Origin of the sequence: Peteryoungia aggregata LMG 23059 (assembly GCF_030814435.1) — a bacterium.
In the GTDB taxonomy this organism is placed as follows: domain Bacteria; phylum Pseudomonadota; class Alphaproteobacteria; order Rhizobiales; family Rhizobiaceae; genus Allorhizobium; species Allorhizobium aggregatum.
Window position 1 is genome coordinate 64,982 of the sequence record NZ_JAUSUW010000005.1, and the last position, 20,071, is coordinate 85,052.

Here is a 20,071-nt window from a genome sequence, read left to right on the forward strand (position 1 = left end):
TAGGTTAATTCAGCCACACATTTCGCATCGTGAATTTCTGTCTGTTGGTAATCCAGACTGCAAACGACCACATCGCACCAATGGCCGCGAGAATCTGGATCATTCCAAGCATCAGAATCTCAAGTATTGTCACATAAATAGAGAATCTGTACGCTCGATCAGGCGTGGTACACTCGGCAACAATTCGTTGTATTATAAAAAGCCCAATAGAAATAAATGTGCAGCTCGAGATCGTTATCCCGAGATAATCGCTTTTCCCGACAGCGAGCAGGCCTGCGAATGTTAGCACGGAAAACAGGGGTGCTAGCGTTGCGACCAGAAAATAGGGGAACGTCAGACATGCAAAGCGTAGCGACCCACCTAGTTCCGGCGCGTAGAGGAAAATGCACTGAAGATGCCCCAATGTCCAGCGTCGGCGCTGTCTCCAGAGTGAGCGCAAGCTAGATGGCGCCACCGTCACAACGCTCGCCCGATGGGACAGTCCGAGCCGATAGCCTGCTCGATTGAGATTGAGGGTTAGATCTGCATCCTCAGTGCAGGTGCGATCGGAGAAACCATCCACGAGCGCTTGTCGGACGAAAAGCGTTGCTGCACCTGGCATCACCGAGATGGCACCGAGGATGCTTTGACCGGCGCGATCGAAATTATGCCCCAGTCGATATTCCTGAGCTTGGACATCGCGCCACAGGCCCGAACCGGGCATGACATTGATCCTGAATGAAGCGCCATGCCAAGCGTTTTCTCGCAGGTCAGCCAGAGCTGCTAGTAGGGCGTTTGAGGTTACAATCGTATCGGCATCTATCATCAATACGTGTTCGCAGGAAACCGCGGTAAGGCCAGTGTTTAGAGCACTGGCTTTGCCGGAATTTGCGGGATGCGCAATGACCTGCGCACTCGAACTGGAAGCGCATATTTCCTCAGCAATCTGCCTTGTCCGATCTCGAGAGCCATCATCGACCACAATGATCTGCCGAAGAGGCGGCGACAGTGCGAGGAGAGCGGCCAGAGTATCTGCAATGTGTATTTCCTCGTTGAAGGCCGGCACGATGGCAGAAATATCCAGGCTTCCGTCGCTTTCCTCCCCATCTCTTTCGAACCTGATGCGGCAGAGAAAAACAATGCCCAGGAGTGTCGCAAGCGTCATCTTCAGCCAGAGCAAGACGAGCGTGACATCGATGAAGAGGCTAATCATCTAAGATCGCAATTCATCGGAATTTTTCGACGATCCATCTTTCCGCCTTATCGACCTGTGCACTGTCAAAACTTGCCATGCCGGGATAGTAATCGAGCGGCTCCACGTCGGCGAGGTCTCCAATCACATAACCGTAGAGCTTGCAGCCACTACGGGCATAACTCTCAGATTTGTCGCATGGGGTCTTTGACGAAGCGCGCCAGAGAGCGAACAAAAAATAGTTATAGTCGCGGATCGCGCCACTACTGACTTCGAAGCTGTAGCGATGGGTGGACATTTCAGTTTCGATCGAGATAGCCTGGGCCGGGACGTCAAACGGGCTTTTGACCTGCGCATCCTCCCGGAACGGCTCATCCGAGATGATGCGGCGAGGTGGCTTGGAAGGCTGAAACGGCTTTTGGTCGACAGAATAATGTGTCTCGTCGACCGAAAAGTCGCTTTTTCCTTGCGGCGCCTTGGCTAAGAGTTGATCAACAGTCGTATCAGGACTGTCTGGTCGTCTCTCGTCAAGCGCATAAAGCGTGAGGCCCAACAAAACATCGCGTTGCAGGGAATCTGCAGCATCGCCGGCAACGGCTCCATCGCATGTCATATCAATCGAAAACGTGGCGTTGCTGTCGCTGGCGACGAAGGCCGGATTCGAAAGCTCACAGAACGGCTGGTTGTCTTGCGCCGCCGCACTGTTGTACATGCCCACAACTGACGCGATCACAAAGCTACATCCACCTGCCCATCTACTGATCCAGCATATAGAGCGCATCCTCTAGCTCCCTTCGATTTCTTTCTGTCAAAAGATATTTGAATTTGTCGCTGGTGATGTCCGGATAGTAGAAGGACACGTTCGATCGGACCTTGTATAGTTGTTTGATGATCGCCTCGTCGGGTTGACCGTCCAGATTGCCGAGGTCCCCGAGCGCATCGAACGGCAACGAGGTTCCTGCCCCGTGTTGATTTGCAATGGAAAAGAGGACCGCCTGCAAGGCAACGGATCGTTTGGATACATCGAGGCCAAGGCCGCGTTTTGTACCATCGGCGGGGTCGATCGGACGTTTCAGACGCGCGATCAACCGCGCATAGTCGGCCAGTACGATGAACTCGACCTGCAGCCGATCGAAGACGGGATTCTGCGCCAACGCTTGCCACTCTCGTACGAAGATCTCGCTCCGTTGTTTGGCAGCGTCAAGCCCACCGGCCCGCATCAGCCGTTCGGCGTAATCGGGCTTTTCAAACTTGAGGAAATTTAGGAAGGTCGCCAAGTTCGGCCCTGCCTGTATGCGGAACGCGCCGTAGTAAGCCGTTCCCGCAGCATCGATCCCGACATTCGATGCGGTCTGGCCTTCATATCTGCGGGCGAGGGTATCGATGGTGAACGGTTTCGCGGGCTTTTGATCGAGCTTCAAAAGCAATTGCAAGCGGGAGAAGAGTTCTTCCTGCTGACGCAGAAGTTCTTCCTGTCGGATAGATTTGTCGTCCAGCGGCGGAGATGGATTGGACGCGTCGTTGTTGTGACCGTGACAATCCTCATTAACACCAAGGTCGGTCAACATCGTGCGCATTCGCACAATCGGTGTCACATAGCGGACGGAGGTTACAGGGATAGGAACGTCCCCGTAAAACTGGGCCAGTCCGCCCTTGGCGATGCCGATCACCTTCTCTGACTTTTCGTCGAAAACGGGACCGCCGCTAACCCCTTCGACAAAATCGATATTTGCGTTCCATCGCCCATCGGGCGCATTGTCATTTGAGAGTACGCCAGGAAGCGGCGTGTAGTCCTTGCCCAGCGGGTAACCGAGCGCAAGGACCGTTTGTCCCGACTTGATCGACGAGAGAAAGCAAACGCCACTGAATTCATACTTTTCTGGGCTTTTCAGCTTCAGGAGGGCAAGATCGCTCACCTCGTTGCCGTCGAGAAAGTCGACCTTTATAGGATTGCGAGCGTCGATTGATCCTATAAAGGCGAGCAGCGGGTTGGTATCCTTTTCCGTCTGCGGATCTGCTTTCATCGCGGCTTGCTTGACCCACTGCCGCACGACGTGATCCGCCGTAACGACGATACCCGTCTCACTAACGATAACACCAGTTCCGGACTTAGACTTCACCTCGCCGGTATCGGGATTCATTTCGTCGTATTTCAGGAACACGACACTTTGCCGCGACCGTTCTGCGAGTGGATCCTGCGCGAGGACCACTACGGGGGCCGAAAGCAGGAATCCTGCAACGAAGCTAGGACATGCGCTTAACCAAAGCTTAGCGCCACAGACGGTGTCCAGCCTCATTCCCGAGGTGCTCCGTAGATTTTCTGCACCGAGATCGTATCGCCGTCACTCAAGATGCCGTTGTTGTTGTATTCCGGGTTGCAATAATTCATGGCTGAAGAAGGATCGTAGGGCGTTAGGGCAGCCAGATCTTTTCCCGTGGTGCCAGTGCCGTAGGAGTTCGCACACTCTCCCGGTGCGTCACCCCGATCTTGTTCGTGAGCAAAGCCAATGGCGTGCCCGAATTCGTGGACGGCTATCGAAGTGATACAATTCGCGCGCATGTTGACGTCTGCACAGCCGGAATTCCAGTTTTGGAACGTGAAATTCAAATACATCCGTTCGGAGGCTTTCCTCATATTCTTGCCGAACGCGGTAACTCTAGCGCCAACATCCTCCACAACGATCTTGATCCCAAAATTTCGAGGCGTACATTCTTGCCATCCGCGGAATGACAAACGTGCATGTTTTTGCCAGCTATTTTCAATGGCCTGTCTAACTGCGGCCGTTTCAGACGGGTAACTAGCTAGCGCGTCGCCCATCCAGCAGACGGGGATGCGCGTCACCCCGTCGGCATCTGCGGGCCAGCGACTATTAGAAAAGTAGTAGCCGAAATTTTGATCACCTAGCTTCTCTGCCTGTTGAGAGTGTGCCGGCAACAAGTCAAAAGTCAGAAGCGAGGCAGATGTAAGTGCAATTAAATTCAACAAATCCCCGGAACGCAAGCGCATCGGCATGTCTCACTCCCGGTAGCTGTCAGAGGCATGAAAATCGAAGCAGAGCGCTGTCTAATGTATTTTAAAAACCTATCAATTTGGTGCAATAAATTATCTTGCATAGCAAAAAGTCAATCAACTAAATGGACTGTACTTGAAAACATAGCTATTATTCGTGGATTTATATCCCCGACTGCTCGCTCAACAATTGCTCCCAATCAACATTACATAAGCTTTGCGCATTTGCAACGGGAGAGTGTGAATCTTTCCAGCAGTTGTTGTTAGCTCTGACTTTGCCCCGATGGGTGGATTGGGAGAATCTCGGAGCCAAGCTGGATGCGGCCTCGGCAGCAATCCCGGCCGGTGCACTTGATCAAAATACAGGGTCGGCGGCAGCCACAAAGAACTCTAGTTCAAGTTTAGTGGTCTCTTTACTTTGCCATAGGTACACCGTGTATCGGAAAGCCGAAGGCCGCAGTCGAGATCGGTCGCCGCGAAGGACAGCTACTCGACACTGCGTTGCCAGAAGCCGACCGTCAGGAACCGGCCCCCTTGCGGAAATCAATTCCGCTCCCGCATGCGTGATACAGGACGGCACGCTCTGGTCGGAGATCGGCAGGCCTTGAACTCAAATCCACAAAGCGGTTAGGTCTCGCCATTGACCATTCGGCATGCCGAAAAAGGAGGGGCGTTTGTCAGTCAGCCGTTTTCACGACTTACGTCTCGTTGAGCATCCCAATTTTCCGGGAGCTGCAGATCTTTACAAACGCATGCAAGCAGCACCGAAATTCGTATTCTCGCGTGACATAATCGAGTGGCTAAAAGAGCATGCGGCGGACTACGATCATGCTGTTGCCGTTGCCATTAATGCGGGCCGTACGGAGCTTCCGTATGAGACGATGCTTGTAGAGTGGGGTCACGATCCCGATGAGCTAGTCTTCTGGCTTGTCGATGCCGTTGGACCGAACAGTTACCAAATCTGGCCAGCATTTCACTACCCACGCGCCAAGCGCAGCATAATCTTTGGGGACCATTTTTCGGCTTCGTTTGCATCAGATGGAAGCGCAATAGTCCAACCATACCAAGGCTGGGTTCCATCGCCAATTACAAGACAATTCATTGATAGCTATGCTCCCTCCGCAGCCATATCCCTCTGTCTTGCAATGACGCTTCACGTACGTGGGATCGTCACACGAGAACCCGCTCAGATCAGCCCTAAGCTAGACGCGGCACGCATCAAAAAGGGCAAGCCGCCGATCACGAAAGACTATGTAACTGTACATATTGGCTACAGCACTGATAGGCAGGGCATGGATCACGCGTATGAGGAAGGCCGAGGTCACGTCAAACCACATATCCGCGCTGGTCACTATAAAAATCAGGCTGTGGGGCCTGGCTGGCAGGAGCGCAAAAAAATTTGGATCAAGCCTTATTTGGTGAACTACGGCGACGACACCAGCATCGCTTCATCGCCACAATATCTCGTAGTTCCGTAAAAATGCTATTCCAAATTAGTCCGTGCGTGGGAGACGCATTTGACCTCTCCGCGGTGAAACCTAGAGCACTAGCGAGCAATGGACGCCGCGAGCCCATTGAGTTCAGTCATCAAATATTCGATCTCTAGGCAGCCAACCTCTTGTGAAGCCGACACTCATGGCACCGGATGTCAGCCTCAGTTGCTCATGCAAATGATGGCAATCGCTCAGAACCGCGTGCAGCGCTTTCCGCGCGTCTCCGCCGAATAGCGCGAGAATTTCTTCGACCTCGTCAGACTGCTGTTCCATACACTGGGTCACTGCTTGCATGCCTCTTCCTCTTTCGGCTTCTTCCGAGCGAGCACATAGACCGACTGGCGAGTAGCCATGCCGCCGAAGGTACGGCGCCTCTGGTCTTCATTTCTCTCCCTCCATGCTCGCGCCTTGGCAACCTCGGCTAGAGCATTTGCAACGACATCATTCGTGCTCGCAGTAGTCATGTTTCACCTCAAGTGTTCTCTTTATGTTCTCATTCTCCTGACGTAGTGTCAACTATTCATCGTTGCAGGGGAGCGGCTCCTTCGACGGTGAAAAATCAAATCCTTTGGCCCTCGGCGGGGGCCCGAACGAGAGTTGCATGGCAAGCCGCAAACAACGTTGGACAAAGACCCTTCTGAACGCACGTTTTCCCCACCACGTCATCATTCCTTGGCCTGAAAGCCGCAGCGTTCAGGAACGACTGCCGATCATTTACGAAGCCAGTGCGTTGGGCGTGGGACACTCGCGGCTCATTTCCTATGAAGCGGATGCGACCTGGCTGCTGCACAGCTTCGCCGACCGTGACATCGCTCTTCGCTTCCGTGCTTGTCATCGGGGCGAAATGATCGAACTATCTGAAATCGATCACCTGGGATGGTGGAGGCCAGCGGAGGACGGCATGTGCAATCTGTACAACATCAGTACCAATCAGGAGGCCATGCGCGCGCTGGGCAAGGTTGCGAACGATATCCTCGGCAATCTCGAGCCATCGATCGATGTCTATCCGGACCGCCCAGCACCCGTGGTTCGCAACACGCCCGACGGCGACCGTGAGCTGGCACCGCTAACTTGGGGAATGCCGTCACCAAGTTTCGTGACCAAGGGAAATCCGGACACGGGTGTGACCAATATCCGCAATATCGAATCCAGGCACTGGCAGCCATGGCGAAGCGTCGAGCACCGCTGCCTCGTTCCCTGGACGACGTTTTGCGAATGGGAAGACACGAAGCCCAGGAAGACAAAGCGCTGGTTCGCGATCAACGAGGAGAAGCCACTGGCCTTCTTCGCCGGTATCTGGACGACCTGGAATGGTGTCCGCGGTTCACAGAAAACGCAGCGGCCCGGCACCCATGAGCTCTTCGGGTTCCTGACATGCGAACCGAATGAAGTTATCGCCCCCATTCATCCGAAAGCCATGCCAGTCATTCTCACGACCGAAGAAGAGCGCGAGACCTGGATGACAGCACCGTGGGACGAGGCACTCAAACTACAACGACCGCTTCCAGCGGCAGGCATGGTCCTGCTTCCTCTTGCTGACTAGTTTTTAAGGTGTTTGCGATGCTCGTCAGCAACGTAGCGCGCTTCGACCTCGGCCATGTTCGTACAATATGCAGCAGACTGTGGCCGCTATCATCGGCCACCTCCGGGAGATCACACGGCTGCTTGATGGCCTCGGAAATGGAACGGCACTTTCGGTGCCGTTCGACCTTGAGTGGCATTGTTTTCCACAGCAGGATCATCAAATCCCTCTCGTTGAAGAACTAAGGCGATTGCGCAATCCGGCGGATCAGCAGGAAGGTCACGGTACACGTGCATCCGGTAATCGCCGTTACGGCAAGCGCGACCACGTGACCCCATCGCCAGTGCCTGTGCACGCGCCACAGATGTCAGCGATGTGCTTCCAGTCCGGCGGCCGTTATGACGTGTAAGTTGCGGGTTTTCGCGACGAGGCCTAGGGGATGGTGCCTTGTCGCCTCCAGTTCGCGCGGCGGCAGAACCGAGACCCAGCGCTGTTGTAGGAATTAGCCGGCGATCCCAATACAAGCTCAAGTCACTGACTGCGATCATAAAAAATGGCTTATTGCTGCAAATCCTGTCGATGATCTGAGTTCGTTTTGCTACTATTACGTGAAATTCTTGGGGGAATCATGGGCCAGACAGCAATCGACCTTTATTCCGGCTGCGGCGGCATGTCGGCCGGTGCCTGCGCGGCGATACCTGATCTCGAAGTTAAATGGGCTCTGGACATCGACACCGATGCAACGCGGACCTTCCGCAAAAGCCATCCCGAAGCACTGGTCGACTGCTGCGACGTATCGCTTGTCTCCGCCGCCGACGTCGTTGAGCGCGCCGGGATCGACCAGATCGACTGGTTCTTCGCCGGGCCGACGTGCCAGGCGGTCAGCACGATGGGCGTGTTCCACCTCGATGACCCCCGCAACGCGCTGTTCGTTCACTTCATCAGATTGTTAGATGGGTTCACAGCCGTCGGACGCAAGCCGCGTCGCGTCATCATGGAGAATGTCCCCGGCGTGGTCTACGGAAAAAACCTCGTCATCGTGAAGGAGCTGTTCAAGCTCTTTGAGGACAGAGGATACAACGTTTTCGCCGATGTCGTGAATATGGCTGACTACGGTCTGCCACAGCTCCGCAATCGCTTCTTCCTTGTCGCCACGCTGGATCCCATTCCCGCAAACTTCCCACTGCACACCCACGCATCCGATGGGTCGGGAGAGCTTCCTGAATATGTCAGTGTCAGCGAAGCAATCTCCGACCTTTCCGACTGCTCCACGGACGCGGCGGCGGTCGCCACTCTCGGGTCCATTGGCTTGCCCACCGCATTTCAGAGTTTCGTGCGCGACACCGCTGGCACGGCTCCGAACCACCATTCGAACAAGCTTTCCGATCTGAACAGGAAGCGGGTGTCCAAGGTGCCGCAGGGCGGATGCTGGAAGGATATACCGCCCGAGCTTCTGCCAGACCGCTTCCGCCGGGTGCGGCTCACGGACTACGCCACTCTTTACGGCCGCCTCCACGAGGCCACTCCTGCCTACACGATCTCGGCTGGCTTCGGCAACGTCACCTCGGGATGCTTCACTCATCCTATGCATGACCGCGCCCTCACGGTGCGGGAAGGTGCCCGTCTGCAGGGCTTCAAGGATTCTTTCGAGTTCCTAGGCGCCCGCGAAGCGCAGTATCGGCAGGTTGGAAACGCCGTTCCTCCGTTCTTCATGATGAAGCTCGTGCGCCATCTTCTCGCCGGAGCAGCCGAGGGCGTTCCTGCGCGGATGACCTCCGAGGTGATCGCCAGCGGCCGCAAACTTCCCCCGATGGTGAAGCGGTACATGAACAAGAGAAACGACTCTGAGCGGTCGGGAGACGGCTACGGGAGTGGAACCTACTGGCCCGCCGGGTGGGGCGAGCCGATCCCCGCCGACGCAGTGGCCGCGAACGGATATCGCTTGAGTAATGTGAAGCTTCGGTACCGTCGACGGGACGAGTGGCGCACCTCGCGCGACACGTTCGCCGATCAGGATCTCGTCGCCGTCTACGAGGAGCAGCAGCGCCGCGAGACCGATGGCGCAGGTATGATTGCGCTGCCTCTGACGAAGGAAGGCGACGTCGACGCGATCGACCGGGCGATCGTCCAGCTTCTCGCCATCGTCGGATCGAAGCCGGGGCAGATCGAGCTCGGCATCCCCGTCCGCTATCTCCGCGCACGCCTGAGACTGCTGCACGACCAGCTTTCGGAGCGGCGCGTCTCGGACCTTCCTCAATTGGCGGTGCCGGAGGATGGAAACGCCGTCCTGCTTGGAAGCCACGAGGGAATCTTTCGTCTCGCGCGGCTGACCTTCGAGGACACGAACATGTCACCGGATGCATCGCTTAAGGCTCCGCATCTTGTGCTTCACCTTGAGCCGCCGCGCCAGCAGGGCAGGGCCAAGTCCGAGGAACTCCGCTACCGATAGGGGATCGGGTCAGGCTTCGGTTGGGGATTTAAGGGGGGAGGCGAAGGAAAATTGAGAAACTTCGAGGCGGAATGCATCGAAAGGTATTTTCTGGCTCCGGGCAGCACCGGTCCGGTCGGCAGTGTCTACGTCGCCGATGACGATCTCCTCGACATCTTTGGGGTCACCGATTTGGAAGAGGCTCGCAAGCAGCTCATCAAGACCCTTCCGCACATCGACATCCTCAAGGCTCGTTTTTCCGGCGACATGGCACCGAGGAAGGGGAACGACCCTGACTACGTGAGGATCCTTGTGTTCCTCTGCTGGATGCAGACGACCGAGACAAGACAACGCGGGGATCGAGACTTCCGCGACGATCTTCTAGGAAAGCAGCTCAACGAGTATTTCACCGGGTTCCCGATGAACGGTCTCGACCTAATGTGGCGGCATCTGAAGGAGTTTCTTTGGCGGGAACATCAGATAGATCTGGTGCTGCCCGAGAACATTCCGAACAATATCAGCCGCATCGGCCGCACGCTACAAATGGCTTTTCCGACCTGGCGCCACAAGGTGGAACTGCGAAAGGTACGGGATTCCATTCCTCCGGAACGACTTCTTGATCCGCTTACCGTCGCTAATAAAATCACGACGGCCAACATGAGCGGCCAGACGATGCAGTCGTTCGTGTACAACTTCGAAAAATTCGACATCGCGCGGAAACGCGGCGCGCGCGAATACATGGAGACACCCTTCTGGCAGGCATGGTATTCGCTCGTGGCGGAACAGGCTGCGCTCGAAGAGGTCGAGGTCGCGGAGGGCGATTTCGGCGAACACGAGCTGTTTCGGGTTTCTCCGCTCGGCGACCGGGTGCCGATTGCGACCCCCGAGGAGGCGCTCAGATTCATTCCCAAGGCTCTTGGAAAGCTGGTTCGGAACGGGATCGTGTTTCTCGAAAACAGCGGCTGGGGCAAATACCGGGCAGGAACATCGCCCTCCAACATCCTCCTGATGACAAGCTCCAAGCTCGCCTTATGCGAGGCTGACGCTATCCGATCTGTTGCCGCACTGAACGCCAACTGGGTGGTGGCCCACTTTCGAAACCAGGTCGGAGGCGGTGCCCAAACGGCAGGGGCCCCGAGGGAATTCAGGTGGCGGGACGGCATTAAGGTTGGTGGGGCGTACCTTGGCCGCACGCCGCTGGCTCCGATGATTGCAGGCCCAATGCCGGCCGCCATCCGCGTCGAGAAGAACGGCAAGCCAGTCGACATGGTTCGCAACGAAGAGGGTCTATCGTTTCCGAATGGAATCTATTCAGGAGCGTTCGTCGCTCGCAGCAACCGGGAGATCCGCGAGATCCTGCTTGTCCCGCGGGCGAACGAGGTCGGAGAGCTGCGTCGGCTTTCCTTCGACTTCGGAAGAGAGATTTCGGAGGATGAGTTCCACCACGACACTGTGCCATCGCTTGTTACCACACTCGAAGACTGGGCCGGAGACCGCGTACCTCCCTGCGATGAGTTGGTAACGATTGGCGAGGCGCTCTACGAACGGACGGCGCGGGGGCTTTCGTTCTCCCAGGCGATCGAGATCATCCAGAGAGGCATGCCCGAGAACGACCGCCCATCCGAGTGGGATCTGCTTCGATCCTTCTCCGATGCTGGCTGGCTGGAGATGACGTTGCTGCGCCATTTCCCGGTCCGCCGGATACTTCAGAATCATCTGATGGCCGAGCGTGTCGGCACCGATCTTGTTAGGATCAGCGGCCCGACGCCGATCGCGGTGCTCGAACGCCTTTATGCCGCGGCGGGAGCCGCCGGAGCCAGGATTGAGATATGGAATGGCTTGTCGAAATGGGCGCTGCCCAGATACGCCGTCAGGTGTCCGGACGAGCGCGTGCGCCGCGACTTCATGGAAAGGATGGCCATCGCCGAAAAGCCCACGTCGAAGCAGGCGCGCGCCGATGTCGGCGATCCCGACGGCGTGCACGGCTACCAGGTGATTGGCAGGCTCGATGAGGAGCGTGGATTCTTCGCAGTCCGCTACGACGACAAAATTGCCGACGGTCTCTACAGACTCGAAAGGAAGGAATCTCGCAATCCCTTCCTCTACCGCTCGGTAGTCGATGGAAAGCCTGTGAGGACGTTCGTCTCTCCTTCCGTGGCGATTCTCTCCCACCATCTGCGCGCTGGTGGCCCGGTATTCCTCCATTCAGGCGGCATTCTCAAGCCACTGCGCTCTCGCGTCCTCCTTCCGTCGAGCTGGGCGAGATGGGCATCCGACAGGGTTCTCTGCAATGCCGCGCCTAGCGCTTCCGAAGATGGGTGGCAGTACCAATACGCCGTTGGCGCTTCCTCCCTCACGGCCATTTCAGGCCTCGTGTCCGTCACGGACAAGGAGGGAGACGAAGCAGGAAGCCCGCAGTGGATAGACAGGTTTCTCGCATCGGCCTCGAACCGGGGCCGGGCGATCTATAACACGAGATTACGGACGACGCGGATCGCCCGCGTCATGTCCGAAAAGAGATAGAAGATGTCAGTATCAGGCAAGACGGTTTACAGAGTGAGACAGTTGGTCGCGCACGATGTGGCGATCATTGCTGAAGTGAAGAACGGCGAGGCCCACGGCGGCAAGGTCAAGGAGACCCGCGATAGCAGGATAGCGCTTGGCGGCACCGATTCCTTTTGGCTGGTTGGCGGCGAGAAGAAGGAGCAGAAGCTGGTCGTTCTCAAGGATGACGCTTCAGTTCCCGCGTTCGCATCCACCGTCTCGAGCGTGGCCTCCCGTATCCGCGCCAGCTCCGTCTTCGAGCTCCCGAAGATCGTCAACGAGAACGCAGGCCCCGGAAAGTTCGATGCCGTATCTTTCACTACTGCGACAAAACTGAATGTCGGCTACAGCCCGCAGGACGGCGGCTACGAGGAACTTGTTTACGCCCTTTCGGAGGGCACGCTGCACATTCCCGTTGAGGCGACCATCGCGGCGATCGAGGTCCGGTCCGGTCATTGGATGACATCGGGTTTCGAACATCTCCCGGGAGGGCGATACGGATTGCGCCAGCAATCCCTTCGGTCGATTGCCACGGCTGCGCTTGAGAACCGCCCCGACACCATCAAGCTGGGCAATGGCCTTGTCGTGTTCGTCTCTCCGGCCAAATGGTCGGAGCCAAAGAGCACGGATCTGCGGTCGGAGGAGGAGATCCGCCAGTCGGTGGAGCGGTGGCTCTCGAGATCGAAGGCGGCGCTTAGACTTCCAAGCGACGCTGGTTCACTGGAGCCGGTGGAACTGCTGCGAATGCTGGAAGACAGAACAGTTAGCGAGGATGACAAGGCTGACCTCGCATCCATAGCGGGACACCTGTCAAAGCGCAGTGAGCTTGCCGACATCCTGCCGGAGATTCTGGCACGCGACCCCTCGTTCAGGGAAAGGCTCGCGAGCTTCGAGGAAACGGAGAAGGCACGCCTGCGATCCGAGCTGGAAGAGCGGATCCGTCGGGAGTCGGAGGTGGAAAGCGCGAGGCTTGCTGCGCTTCGGATCGAAGTCTCGGACGCGGAAACGAAGCTGGCGACTTTCTCCCACCGGGAGATGCTCGTGAGAAGCGAGACCGAGAAGCACGAGGATAATCTGCGCAGCAAGATTGTAAGCGCAGCGGAAGGGTTAAGGAGCGAATCCTCCCGCGAAACTGCGGCCATACGCGACGAGGTCGCCCGCCTCCGTGATGACATGGCCCAGATCGCCGCCGCCGCGCCCGCCGTTTTGGCGCCATCCGTGGAGGAACAGGCCAGGGAGATCACAGCGGCCACGCAGGCGCCGCTGGTCGCTTCGGACGAGCAAAGGAAGGAGACCCTCTACGAGCTGGCTGTCGCGACCGGCCTGACGCTTCCAGACGTTGCCGCCGTCGTCGCGACATTCACACACATCATTCCGGTGCTTCTCGGACCTGATTCCTCGTCGGGTGCAGTCGATATCGCCACGGCGCTAGCCGGGGACGATGCCGCCATCGTCTTCTGCGATCCCACCAAGATCTCCCTGACCGACCTCCTAAACGACGAGCATTCCGGTCTTAGAATAACAATCGACAAGGCGAAGCAGTGGCCCGATGTGCTTTTCGCCGCAGCCTTGTGCAGCATCACAAGCGGCCCTTGCGAATACTGGATTCCCCAGATGATCGAGATGAGGAGGGTTGGGCGTCTTCCGCGCAACCTCGCGCTCGTCGCAAGCGCTGGCGCGGACGGCCTGAGGGTTCCGATCCCGGAATCCACATTGCGACACCTGTTCCCGCTGAAGCCGTCCAAGAGCCCGCGTCCCGGATCGACGAAGTTCGAAGGGTTCTGGCCTACGTCGAACCTGGATCCGGAGAGAGTCCGCGAGGCGGTAGAGGTTCTCGTTGACCGCAAGATGGAAGGTTCCGCAATGCAGAGAACTGCAAAGGCGGTCGCACGCGCCCCGTCGTGGACGAAGGTTCCCGAGGTAGTCGAAGTCTTCATGAATCAGGCGAAGTGGCTTGAAGCGATGGCCGAAGGCAACGAGCACGAATACGACGAATATTTCATAAATATTGAGGGCTGAAGAACATGTTTGATCCGATTGGCGGCTTCAACCGCATGATCGACCAATTCCTCGCGTACCTGGACACGGCCTACCGGATCGATGACCCGCGCGTGTCGGCGATGAGGCGGAAGCTCCTTACCGCGCCCGGACAGCTTGCGCTCGACCCGATCTTCGAGACGGTTCCTCGGTACGAACCCATCGGATACGGACTTGAGGGGCTGATCGACGACCCGGAAGAGCGGCTCCCCAATTTTTCGCGGCCTGAACGGCAGGCCTTCGTGGAACTCGCGCTTTCCGGCCTCTTCGACCGGGATAGGTCCAGTCAGGCGATCAAGGGAGCCTACTCGCCCTACCTCCATCAGGTCGAGATGCTGGAGAAGGGCGCGCGCGACGGAACGCCAGGCATCGTCACCTCGGGCACGGGTTCAGGTAAGACGGAAGCGTTCATGCTGCCGATCCTCGCCCAGCTTGCGCGGGAAGCCACGTCGTGGCCTGCGCCCCTGCAGCCTCTCGATGACGACTGGCTCGAAGACCGTGCCCGATTCCAGCACCACCGCAGGAACGAGCACCCCGACAGGCCCAAGGCGGTCCGCGCCCTCATTCTCTACCCGCTTAACGCACTCGTCGAGGATCAGATGGTGCGCCTGCGCAAGGCGCTTGATTCTGACGACGCGCAGGAGGTCATGGCCCGCCACTTCAACGGGAACCGCATCTTTTTCGGGCGATACACGGGCAAGTCCCCTGTCACGGGCTTCCTGAGCCATCCGCGCAAGAGCAAGGACGAGGCATGGAAGAAGCGGAACGCGCGCGCACGCAAGGAGTTGAAGACGGAGCTGCAGCACTACCAGTCGATCCAGCGGCGGCTCGCGGCCGAAAATGATCCCGACCTGCGGTACATCTTTCCGACGACCGACGGCGCCGAACTGATCTCGCGCTGGGACATGCAGGCGACCCCGCCGGACATCCTCGTTACCAACCAGTCGATTCTGAATGCGATGCTGGTGCGCGAGGTGGATGACCCGATCCTGTCGCAGACACGCGCATGGCTCATGGAGAACAAGGATGCGCGCTTCTTCCTCGTGCTCGATGAGCTCCACCTCATCCGCGGATCCGCGGGTGCAGAAATGGCCGGATTGCTCAAGGTACTACTCGAGCGTCTCGGTCTCACCGATCCGGCCCACGCCCACAAGCTGCGCATTCTCGCTTCCTCAGCGTCGCTGCCGATGGACGAGGAAAACGCTCCTGCGAGCATCGACTACCTGAAGAACATGTTCGGCGACGCTGGAACAGCCGGGGCCGAAGACATCGATGAAGCTTGGAGAAAGAGCGTTGTTTCAGGCCGCCCGATCGAAGTCCAGCGCCCCGAGGCAATGCCGTCCCGCGAAACCCTCGCTGATCTCGCACGTGCGCTAGAGGAACTCGATCATCGAAGGAGCCCTCGCGAACTCTTCGACTGCTTCCTCGCGGCGGCTGCGAGCATCCCCGGCGCTGCCGGAAAGACCCCGGCCACCTTGCTGGAGGAGGCCACGGCTACTGCGGCGGCGATGCTCGACTTCGCACTTCAGAACCCCGAAAAACCCGGTGCCAAGCTCCCGCGCACTGTCGCGGACATCGGGAATGCCCTGTTCGAAGCCGACGACAGGCTAGCTGTCCGCGGCCTGCTTGCGCTGCGCGCGATCCCCGATCTACCCGACACCGTCCTGCCAGGCGAACTCGCGCCGAAGCGTGCCAGCGTCGCGGCGCTGCCCGGCTTCAGGATGCACTGCTTCGTCCGCAACATCGAAGGCCTGTTCGCGTCCATTCATCGAGATGAGGGCGGAGCCGTCGTATGGGGCGCTCCCAGCATCGAGCGCGGCCAGAACTATGACGGGGAGAGCGATCAGGAAGGCCGCAAGCGGCTCTTCGAGATGCTTTACTGCGAGGCCTGCGGCGATCTCTATCTGGGCGGAAAGCGCGGGGAGACGGATCCCGGTTCGTCACGCAGGGTCTCACTTCTCCCTGCTCCGCAGGAGCTTGAGAAGCTTCCCGAGAGCGCGTCCTCCATACGGTTCGAGGATGCCAGCTTCCGCGAATTCGCCCTCTTCTGGCCGAGTCAGGTGCGGCCCGAAGTCGAAATTCGGACAGGCAGGACACCATATCGCTGGACACCAGGATATCTCAATCCGCGAACGGGCGTCGTGAGCGACAGGGAAGAGAAGGGCGACGTGCCCGGCCACCTGCTTCGCTGGTCAGGCGCCGACGGGTTCCAGAGCCGCACAGTCGAAGACGACGGCACCGCGGTTCCCTTCTGCTGCGCCAAGTGCGGAACCGACTATTCCGGTCGATACCGTCAGGCCAACTCCAAGAGGCGAGAAGGCCGCCTGTCGCCCATCCGAAGCTTCAGGACAGGTTTTGGAAAGACGTCCCAGCTCCTCGCCACCGAACTGGTCGCCTCGCTGAAGGCACAGGGCGGCGATGGAAAGCTGGTCGCATTCTCCGACAGCCGCGAAGATGCGGCAAATCTGGCTCTTGAGGTCGAGGTCCAGCACCAGCGCGACTTGCGCCGCGAAATCCTCATCTCGGCGGCAACGCGCATTGCACTCGCGTACGCGTACAGTCCTGAAGACGAGGCTGAGTACCAGCGCATCAAGAAAGAGATTATCGATCTGACGGTGGATGACAAGGATGCCGAGCATCTCCGGCCACACCTCAACGCACTCAAGAAGCGGAAGGATGCAGCGGGAATGCCTCCGAGTATTCCGCTTAAAGAGCTTTTCGAGTTCGAACGCGACAAGGTGGGCAACCTTACGCGTCCAATCCTGACGGAACTTATGAAGCTTGGCTCCACTCCGGTCGAGGGCGCCGACACGAAGCTCAATCGCATCAACAAGCGCCACGCCTGGTACGAGTTCTTCGAAAGGGATGGCAGCGATCAGATATCGTGGAAGCACGATATCCCGGAGGAACAGCTCAAGCTCATCCGCAAGGCGCGCGAGAGGGTGCAGGACGATCAGCCGCTGGACGCGACGGATCTACTGTTCAGCAAGACATACTTCGCGCTCGAGGAGACCGGACTTGGATGGCCGAGCTTCTATGGCCCCGAGGAGTATACCCCTGAGAAATCGCGCGACGATGCGATGCTGCGCATCTTTGCAGACGCCTATCGGATCACGCCCAACCAGTTCCAGGACGTGACCCGCAATGCCTGGAGCAATGCGTTCGATATGCTCGGGAGAGGCGACAACAAGTTCCGCCGCCTGATGGAGAAGATACTCCAGCACCCGGAGCAGGAGTGCAACGACTTCCTCGACAAGCTCCGCACCACACTCGGACAGACCCGAGGCGATGGATCGATAGACATCAGCATGCTCTACTTCCGCGCCGCCGATCCGTCCGGCGCTGCCTGGCGGTGTAAACGCTGCGGCCGCGTCCATCTCCATTCCGGGTTCGGACGCTGCACGCGATGCGGGGAGACGCTCACCCGGCCCGAGGATCTCACGGCTTCGCGGATATCCGGAGAGAACTTCCTTGGGCGCAGGGTGATGCGCGCAATTTCGAGCGACGAGCCGCTTTTCAGGCTAAAGTGCGAGGAGCTTACAGGCCAGACGAACGATCCAGCCACGCGGCTGCAGCAGTTCAAAGGCGTGTTCGTTAAGGAGGACAACGAGACCGACGAGGACTTCCGCTGGCGGAGGCTTTTCGACACTGCCGATCTGCTCTCTGTCACGACGACCATGGAAGTGGGCGTCGACATCGGCTCCCTGCAGGCTGTCTATCAGGGCAACATGCCCCCGCAGCGGTTCAACTACCAGCAGCGCGTTGGCCGTGCCGGTCGCCGCGGGCAGGCGTTTTCGACCGTTTTGACCGTCTGCCGCAGCAAGAGTCATGACATCCACTACTTCCACAACCCGATCGAGATCACGGGTTCTGCTCCGCCGCCGCCTTTCATCACCACGGGGCTGACGGATATTCCGTCGCGGCTGCTGCGCAAGTTCTGGCTGGTGGAAGCCTTCCGCATCCTGCGCGAGGAATCCGGCGGCGCATGGGCGGGCGACGATGTCATTCCCGGCGACATTCACGGCGAGTTCCTCTACTGTAGAGAATACTTCCGCGAAGACATGGACTGGCGAAACAGGCTGGCTGATTCGCTGGCGCGAACAGACCATCGGCGCATCCGTCTCGCGACGATCCTCGCCGCTGTGTCCGGCTGCGATCTACAGACGATCATCGATAAGGTTACGGCCGAGGCCGTCCTTGCCCAGATCGACGGTCTCGAGGAGGAGTTCGGGATGCAGGCGGTGGGCATCGCCGCGGCGCTCGCCGAACGCGGGTTGCTGCCGCTATACGGCATGCCAACACGGTCTCGGAACCTCTACGTCGAGCTGAAGAAGGCGAACGGGAGGGGGAACTTCGAGGCCGAGTGGGACACCATCGACCGCGACCAGGATATGGCGATCTTCGACTTCGCGCCGGGGAGCGTGCGCACGCGGGAAAAGCTGCGCCACCGATGCATAGGCTTCACTGGCGTTCTGCTCGATCCCGACCAGCACGCAACGAACTTCGACGGGCCCGTGGACCCGATCTCCGATTGGAGGAAGGACGACTTCCATCTCCGCTTCTGCGGGCAGTGCGGCGCGTGGAGCAGGGGCACCGAACACACGGTATCGTGCCATGCCTGCGACGCGCCTCTAGCCGACACCGGGAGGAGGTGCATCACGCCCGCGGCCTATCGTACGGAACTCATCCCCACGGACGAGAACATTGCCTCCAAGATCGGCCAGCGCATGACGCTTGCGAGCCTCGGCAAGCCCGACGAGCAGAAGACCGATGCAAATCTCAGCGTCAACTTCGCGGAGCAGTCCGAGATCTTCCTCGTAAACCCCGGTTTCAGGGACGATACGGACTTCACGGGCTTCGAAGTTCAGGAGGTGCTCGACAACAACGCCCAGCGCATATGGTGGTGGGCGGACAAGCCGCTTCTGAGGCTTTCTGGACAGGCCATCGCGACTGATGTCCTCAGCGATGATCAGAACGGCCGCTACAGGGCTGTCGATGAGCCGCCAGTTAGCGCCTGGCTCGCCTCCACCAAGGTGACCAACTCTCTGCAGATCGGGCCCGTCAAGCTCAATCCCAATCTCCGCCTGCTCGACATGGACATCGGCCTCTCCATGGGGCGCCGCGAACCGTCCCGCACAAGCGTCCGCGCTGCGGCAATCTCAGCGACCGAGATCATCGTCCAGCGCGCCGCCCTCGATCTCGACATCGCGCCGGAGGAGTTCGACGCGCTTGCGCCCAACATTATGCACTCTCCGAGCGGTGAGCGGCTGCCGTATCTCCAAATATCGGACGCGCTGCCGAACGGCTCCGGCTTCTGCCGACATCTGCTTGGCAACAGCACCATTCCGGTCTCCACCCTGATCAGCAGCATCCTCAACGAGGAGGACGCATGGCCGAGAACAGACGTCGCCGACGCAGAGCATATGAAGCGGTGCGGTGCATCCTGCTACAGGTGCCTGCAGAGGTACAACAACCGGAACTTCCACGGTCTGCTCGACTGGCGGCTCGGGCTCTCCTACCTGCGTGCGATGGTCGACCCCTGCTACGAGTGCGGGATCGACGGGAACTACGGCCACTTCGAACTGAGTGACTGGCCGGCGACCGCCAAGGAGCTTGCTCTCCAAACGAAGACCTTCATTCCCGGCAATACGATCTCGAGCGTGAAGGGGAGGCCGGACATCCCGGTCTTCTCCCTCGATGAGCGTAACAATCTCTGGGGCGTGGTCATCCATCCCCTATGGGACGCGGAACGTCTATTGGGTTCCTTGGGGCTGGATCGGCATTACATCGCGATCGACAGTTTCGAACTGTCACGACGACCCCTTCATGTATTACAGCGCGCGCGCTCGTCCTCAAGATGAGGTTG

At 58.6% G+C, this 20,071-nt stretch carries 11 protein-coding genes; 6 read left to right on the forward strand and 5 right to left on the reverse strand.

What is annotated here, in order from left to right:
- Positions 1–4: 4 nt before the first annotated feature.
- Genes J2045_RS09680 through J2045_RS09695 form a run of 4 tightly spaced genes read right to left on the reverse strand, consistent with a single transcriptional unit; the run spans position 5 to position 4,184 of the window.
- Positions 5–1,192 (reverse strand): glycosyltransferase family 2 protein, encoded by a 1,188-nt coding sequence (locus tag J2045_RS09680; protein ID WP_307372107.1) that lies wholly within the window; start codon positions 1,190–1,192, stop codon positions 5–7.
- Positions 1,193–1,205: 13 nt separating this feature from the next.
- Positions 1,206–1,904: a hypothetical protein gene (locus tag J2045_RS09685; protein WP_307372110.1), complete on the reverse strand. Its 699-nt coding sequence runs from the start codon at positions 1,902–1,904 to the stop codon at positions 1,206–1,208.
- Between the two features lie 22 nt (positions 1,905–1,926).
- The gene (locus tag J2045_RS09690) at positions 1,927–3,468 is read right to left on the reverse strand and encodes a S1 family peptidase (protein WP_307372112.1); all 1,542 of its coding nucleotides are present in this window, start codon (positions 3,466–3,468) and stop codon (positions 1,927–1,929) included.
- A complete protein-coding gene (locus J2045_RS09695) occupies positions 3,465–4,184 on the reverse strand; it encodes a M57 family metalloprotease (protein WP_307372114.1) in 720 nt (239 codons plus the stop codon). The genes J2045_RS09690 and J2045_RS09695 overlap by 4 nt, the downstream gene beginning before the upstream one ends.
- 671 nt (positions 4,185–4,855) lie before the next feature.
- Here J2045_RS09695 and J2045_RS09700 point away from each other — a divergent pair.
- Positions 4,856–5,659, forward strand: coding sequence for an AcrVA2 family anti-CRISPR protein (locus J2045_RS09700; RefSeq protein ID WP_307372118.1), 804 nt, complete (start codon positions 4,856–4,858; stop codon positions 5,657–5,659).
- A gap of 102 nt (positions 5,660–5,761) precedes the next feature.
- Here the strand turns inward: J2045_RS09700 and J2045_RS09705 are convergent, their stop codons facing one another.
- Positions 5,762–5,968 carry a hypothetical protein gene (locus J2045_RS09705; protein WP_307372119.1) on the reverse strand — a complete coding sequence of 69 codons (207 nt, stop codon included), beginning with the start codon at positions 5,966–5,968 and terminating at the stop codon, positions 5,762–5,764.
- Between the two features lie 607 nt (positions 5,969–6,575).
- Here J2045_RS09705 and J2045_RS09710 point away from each other — a divergent pair.
- The 5 genes from J2045_RS09710 to J2045_RS09730 all read left to right on the forward strand — a co-directional run bounded on the left by J2045_RS09710 (position 6,576) and on the right by J2045_RS09730 (position 20,066).
- Positions 6,576–7,217, forward strand: coding sequence for an SOS response-associated peptidase (locus tag J2045_RS09710; protein WP_307372754.1), 642 nt, complete (start codon positions 6,576–6,578; stop codon positions 7,215–7,217).
- 649 nt (positions 7,218–7,866) lie between these two features.
- The gene (locus J2045_RS09715; RefSeq protein ID WP_370873066.1) at positions 7,867–9,645 is read left to right on the forward strand and encodes a DNA cytosine methyltransferase; all 1,779 of its coding nucleotides are present in this window, start codon (positions 7,867–7,869) and stop codon (positions 9,643–9,645) included.
- Positions 9,646–9,696: 51 nt separating this feature from the next.
- The gene (locus tag J2045_RS09720) at positions 9,697–12,147 is read left to right on the forward strand and encodes a hypothetical protein (protein ID WP_307372125.1); all 2,451 of its coding nucleotides are present in this window, start codon (positions 9,697–9,699) and stop codon (positions 12,145–12,147) included.
- A gap of 3 nt (positions 12,148–12,150) precedes the next feature.
- Positions 12,151–14,187, forward strand: coding sequence for a hypothetical protein (locus J2045_RS09725; RefSeq protein ID WP_307372127.1), 2,037 nt, complete (start codon positions 12,151–12,153; stop codon positions 14,185–14,187).
- A gap of 5 nt (positions 14,188–14,192) precedes the next feature.
- Positions 14,193–20,066 (forward strand): DEAD/DEAH box helicase, encoded by a 5,874-nt coding sequence (locus J2045_RS09730; protein WP_307372128.1) that lies wholly within the window; start codon positions 14,193–14,195, stop codon positions 20,064–20,066.
- Positions 20,067–20,071: the final 5 nt, after the last annotated feature.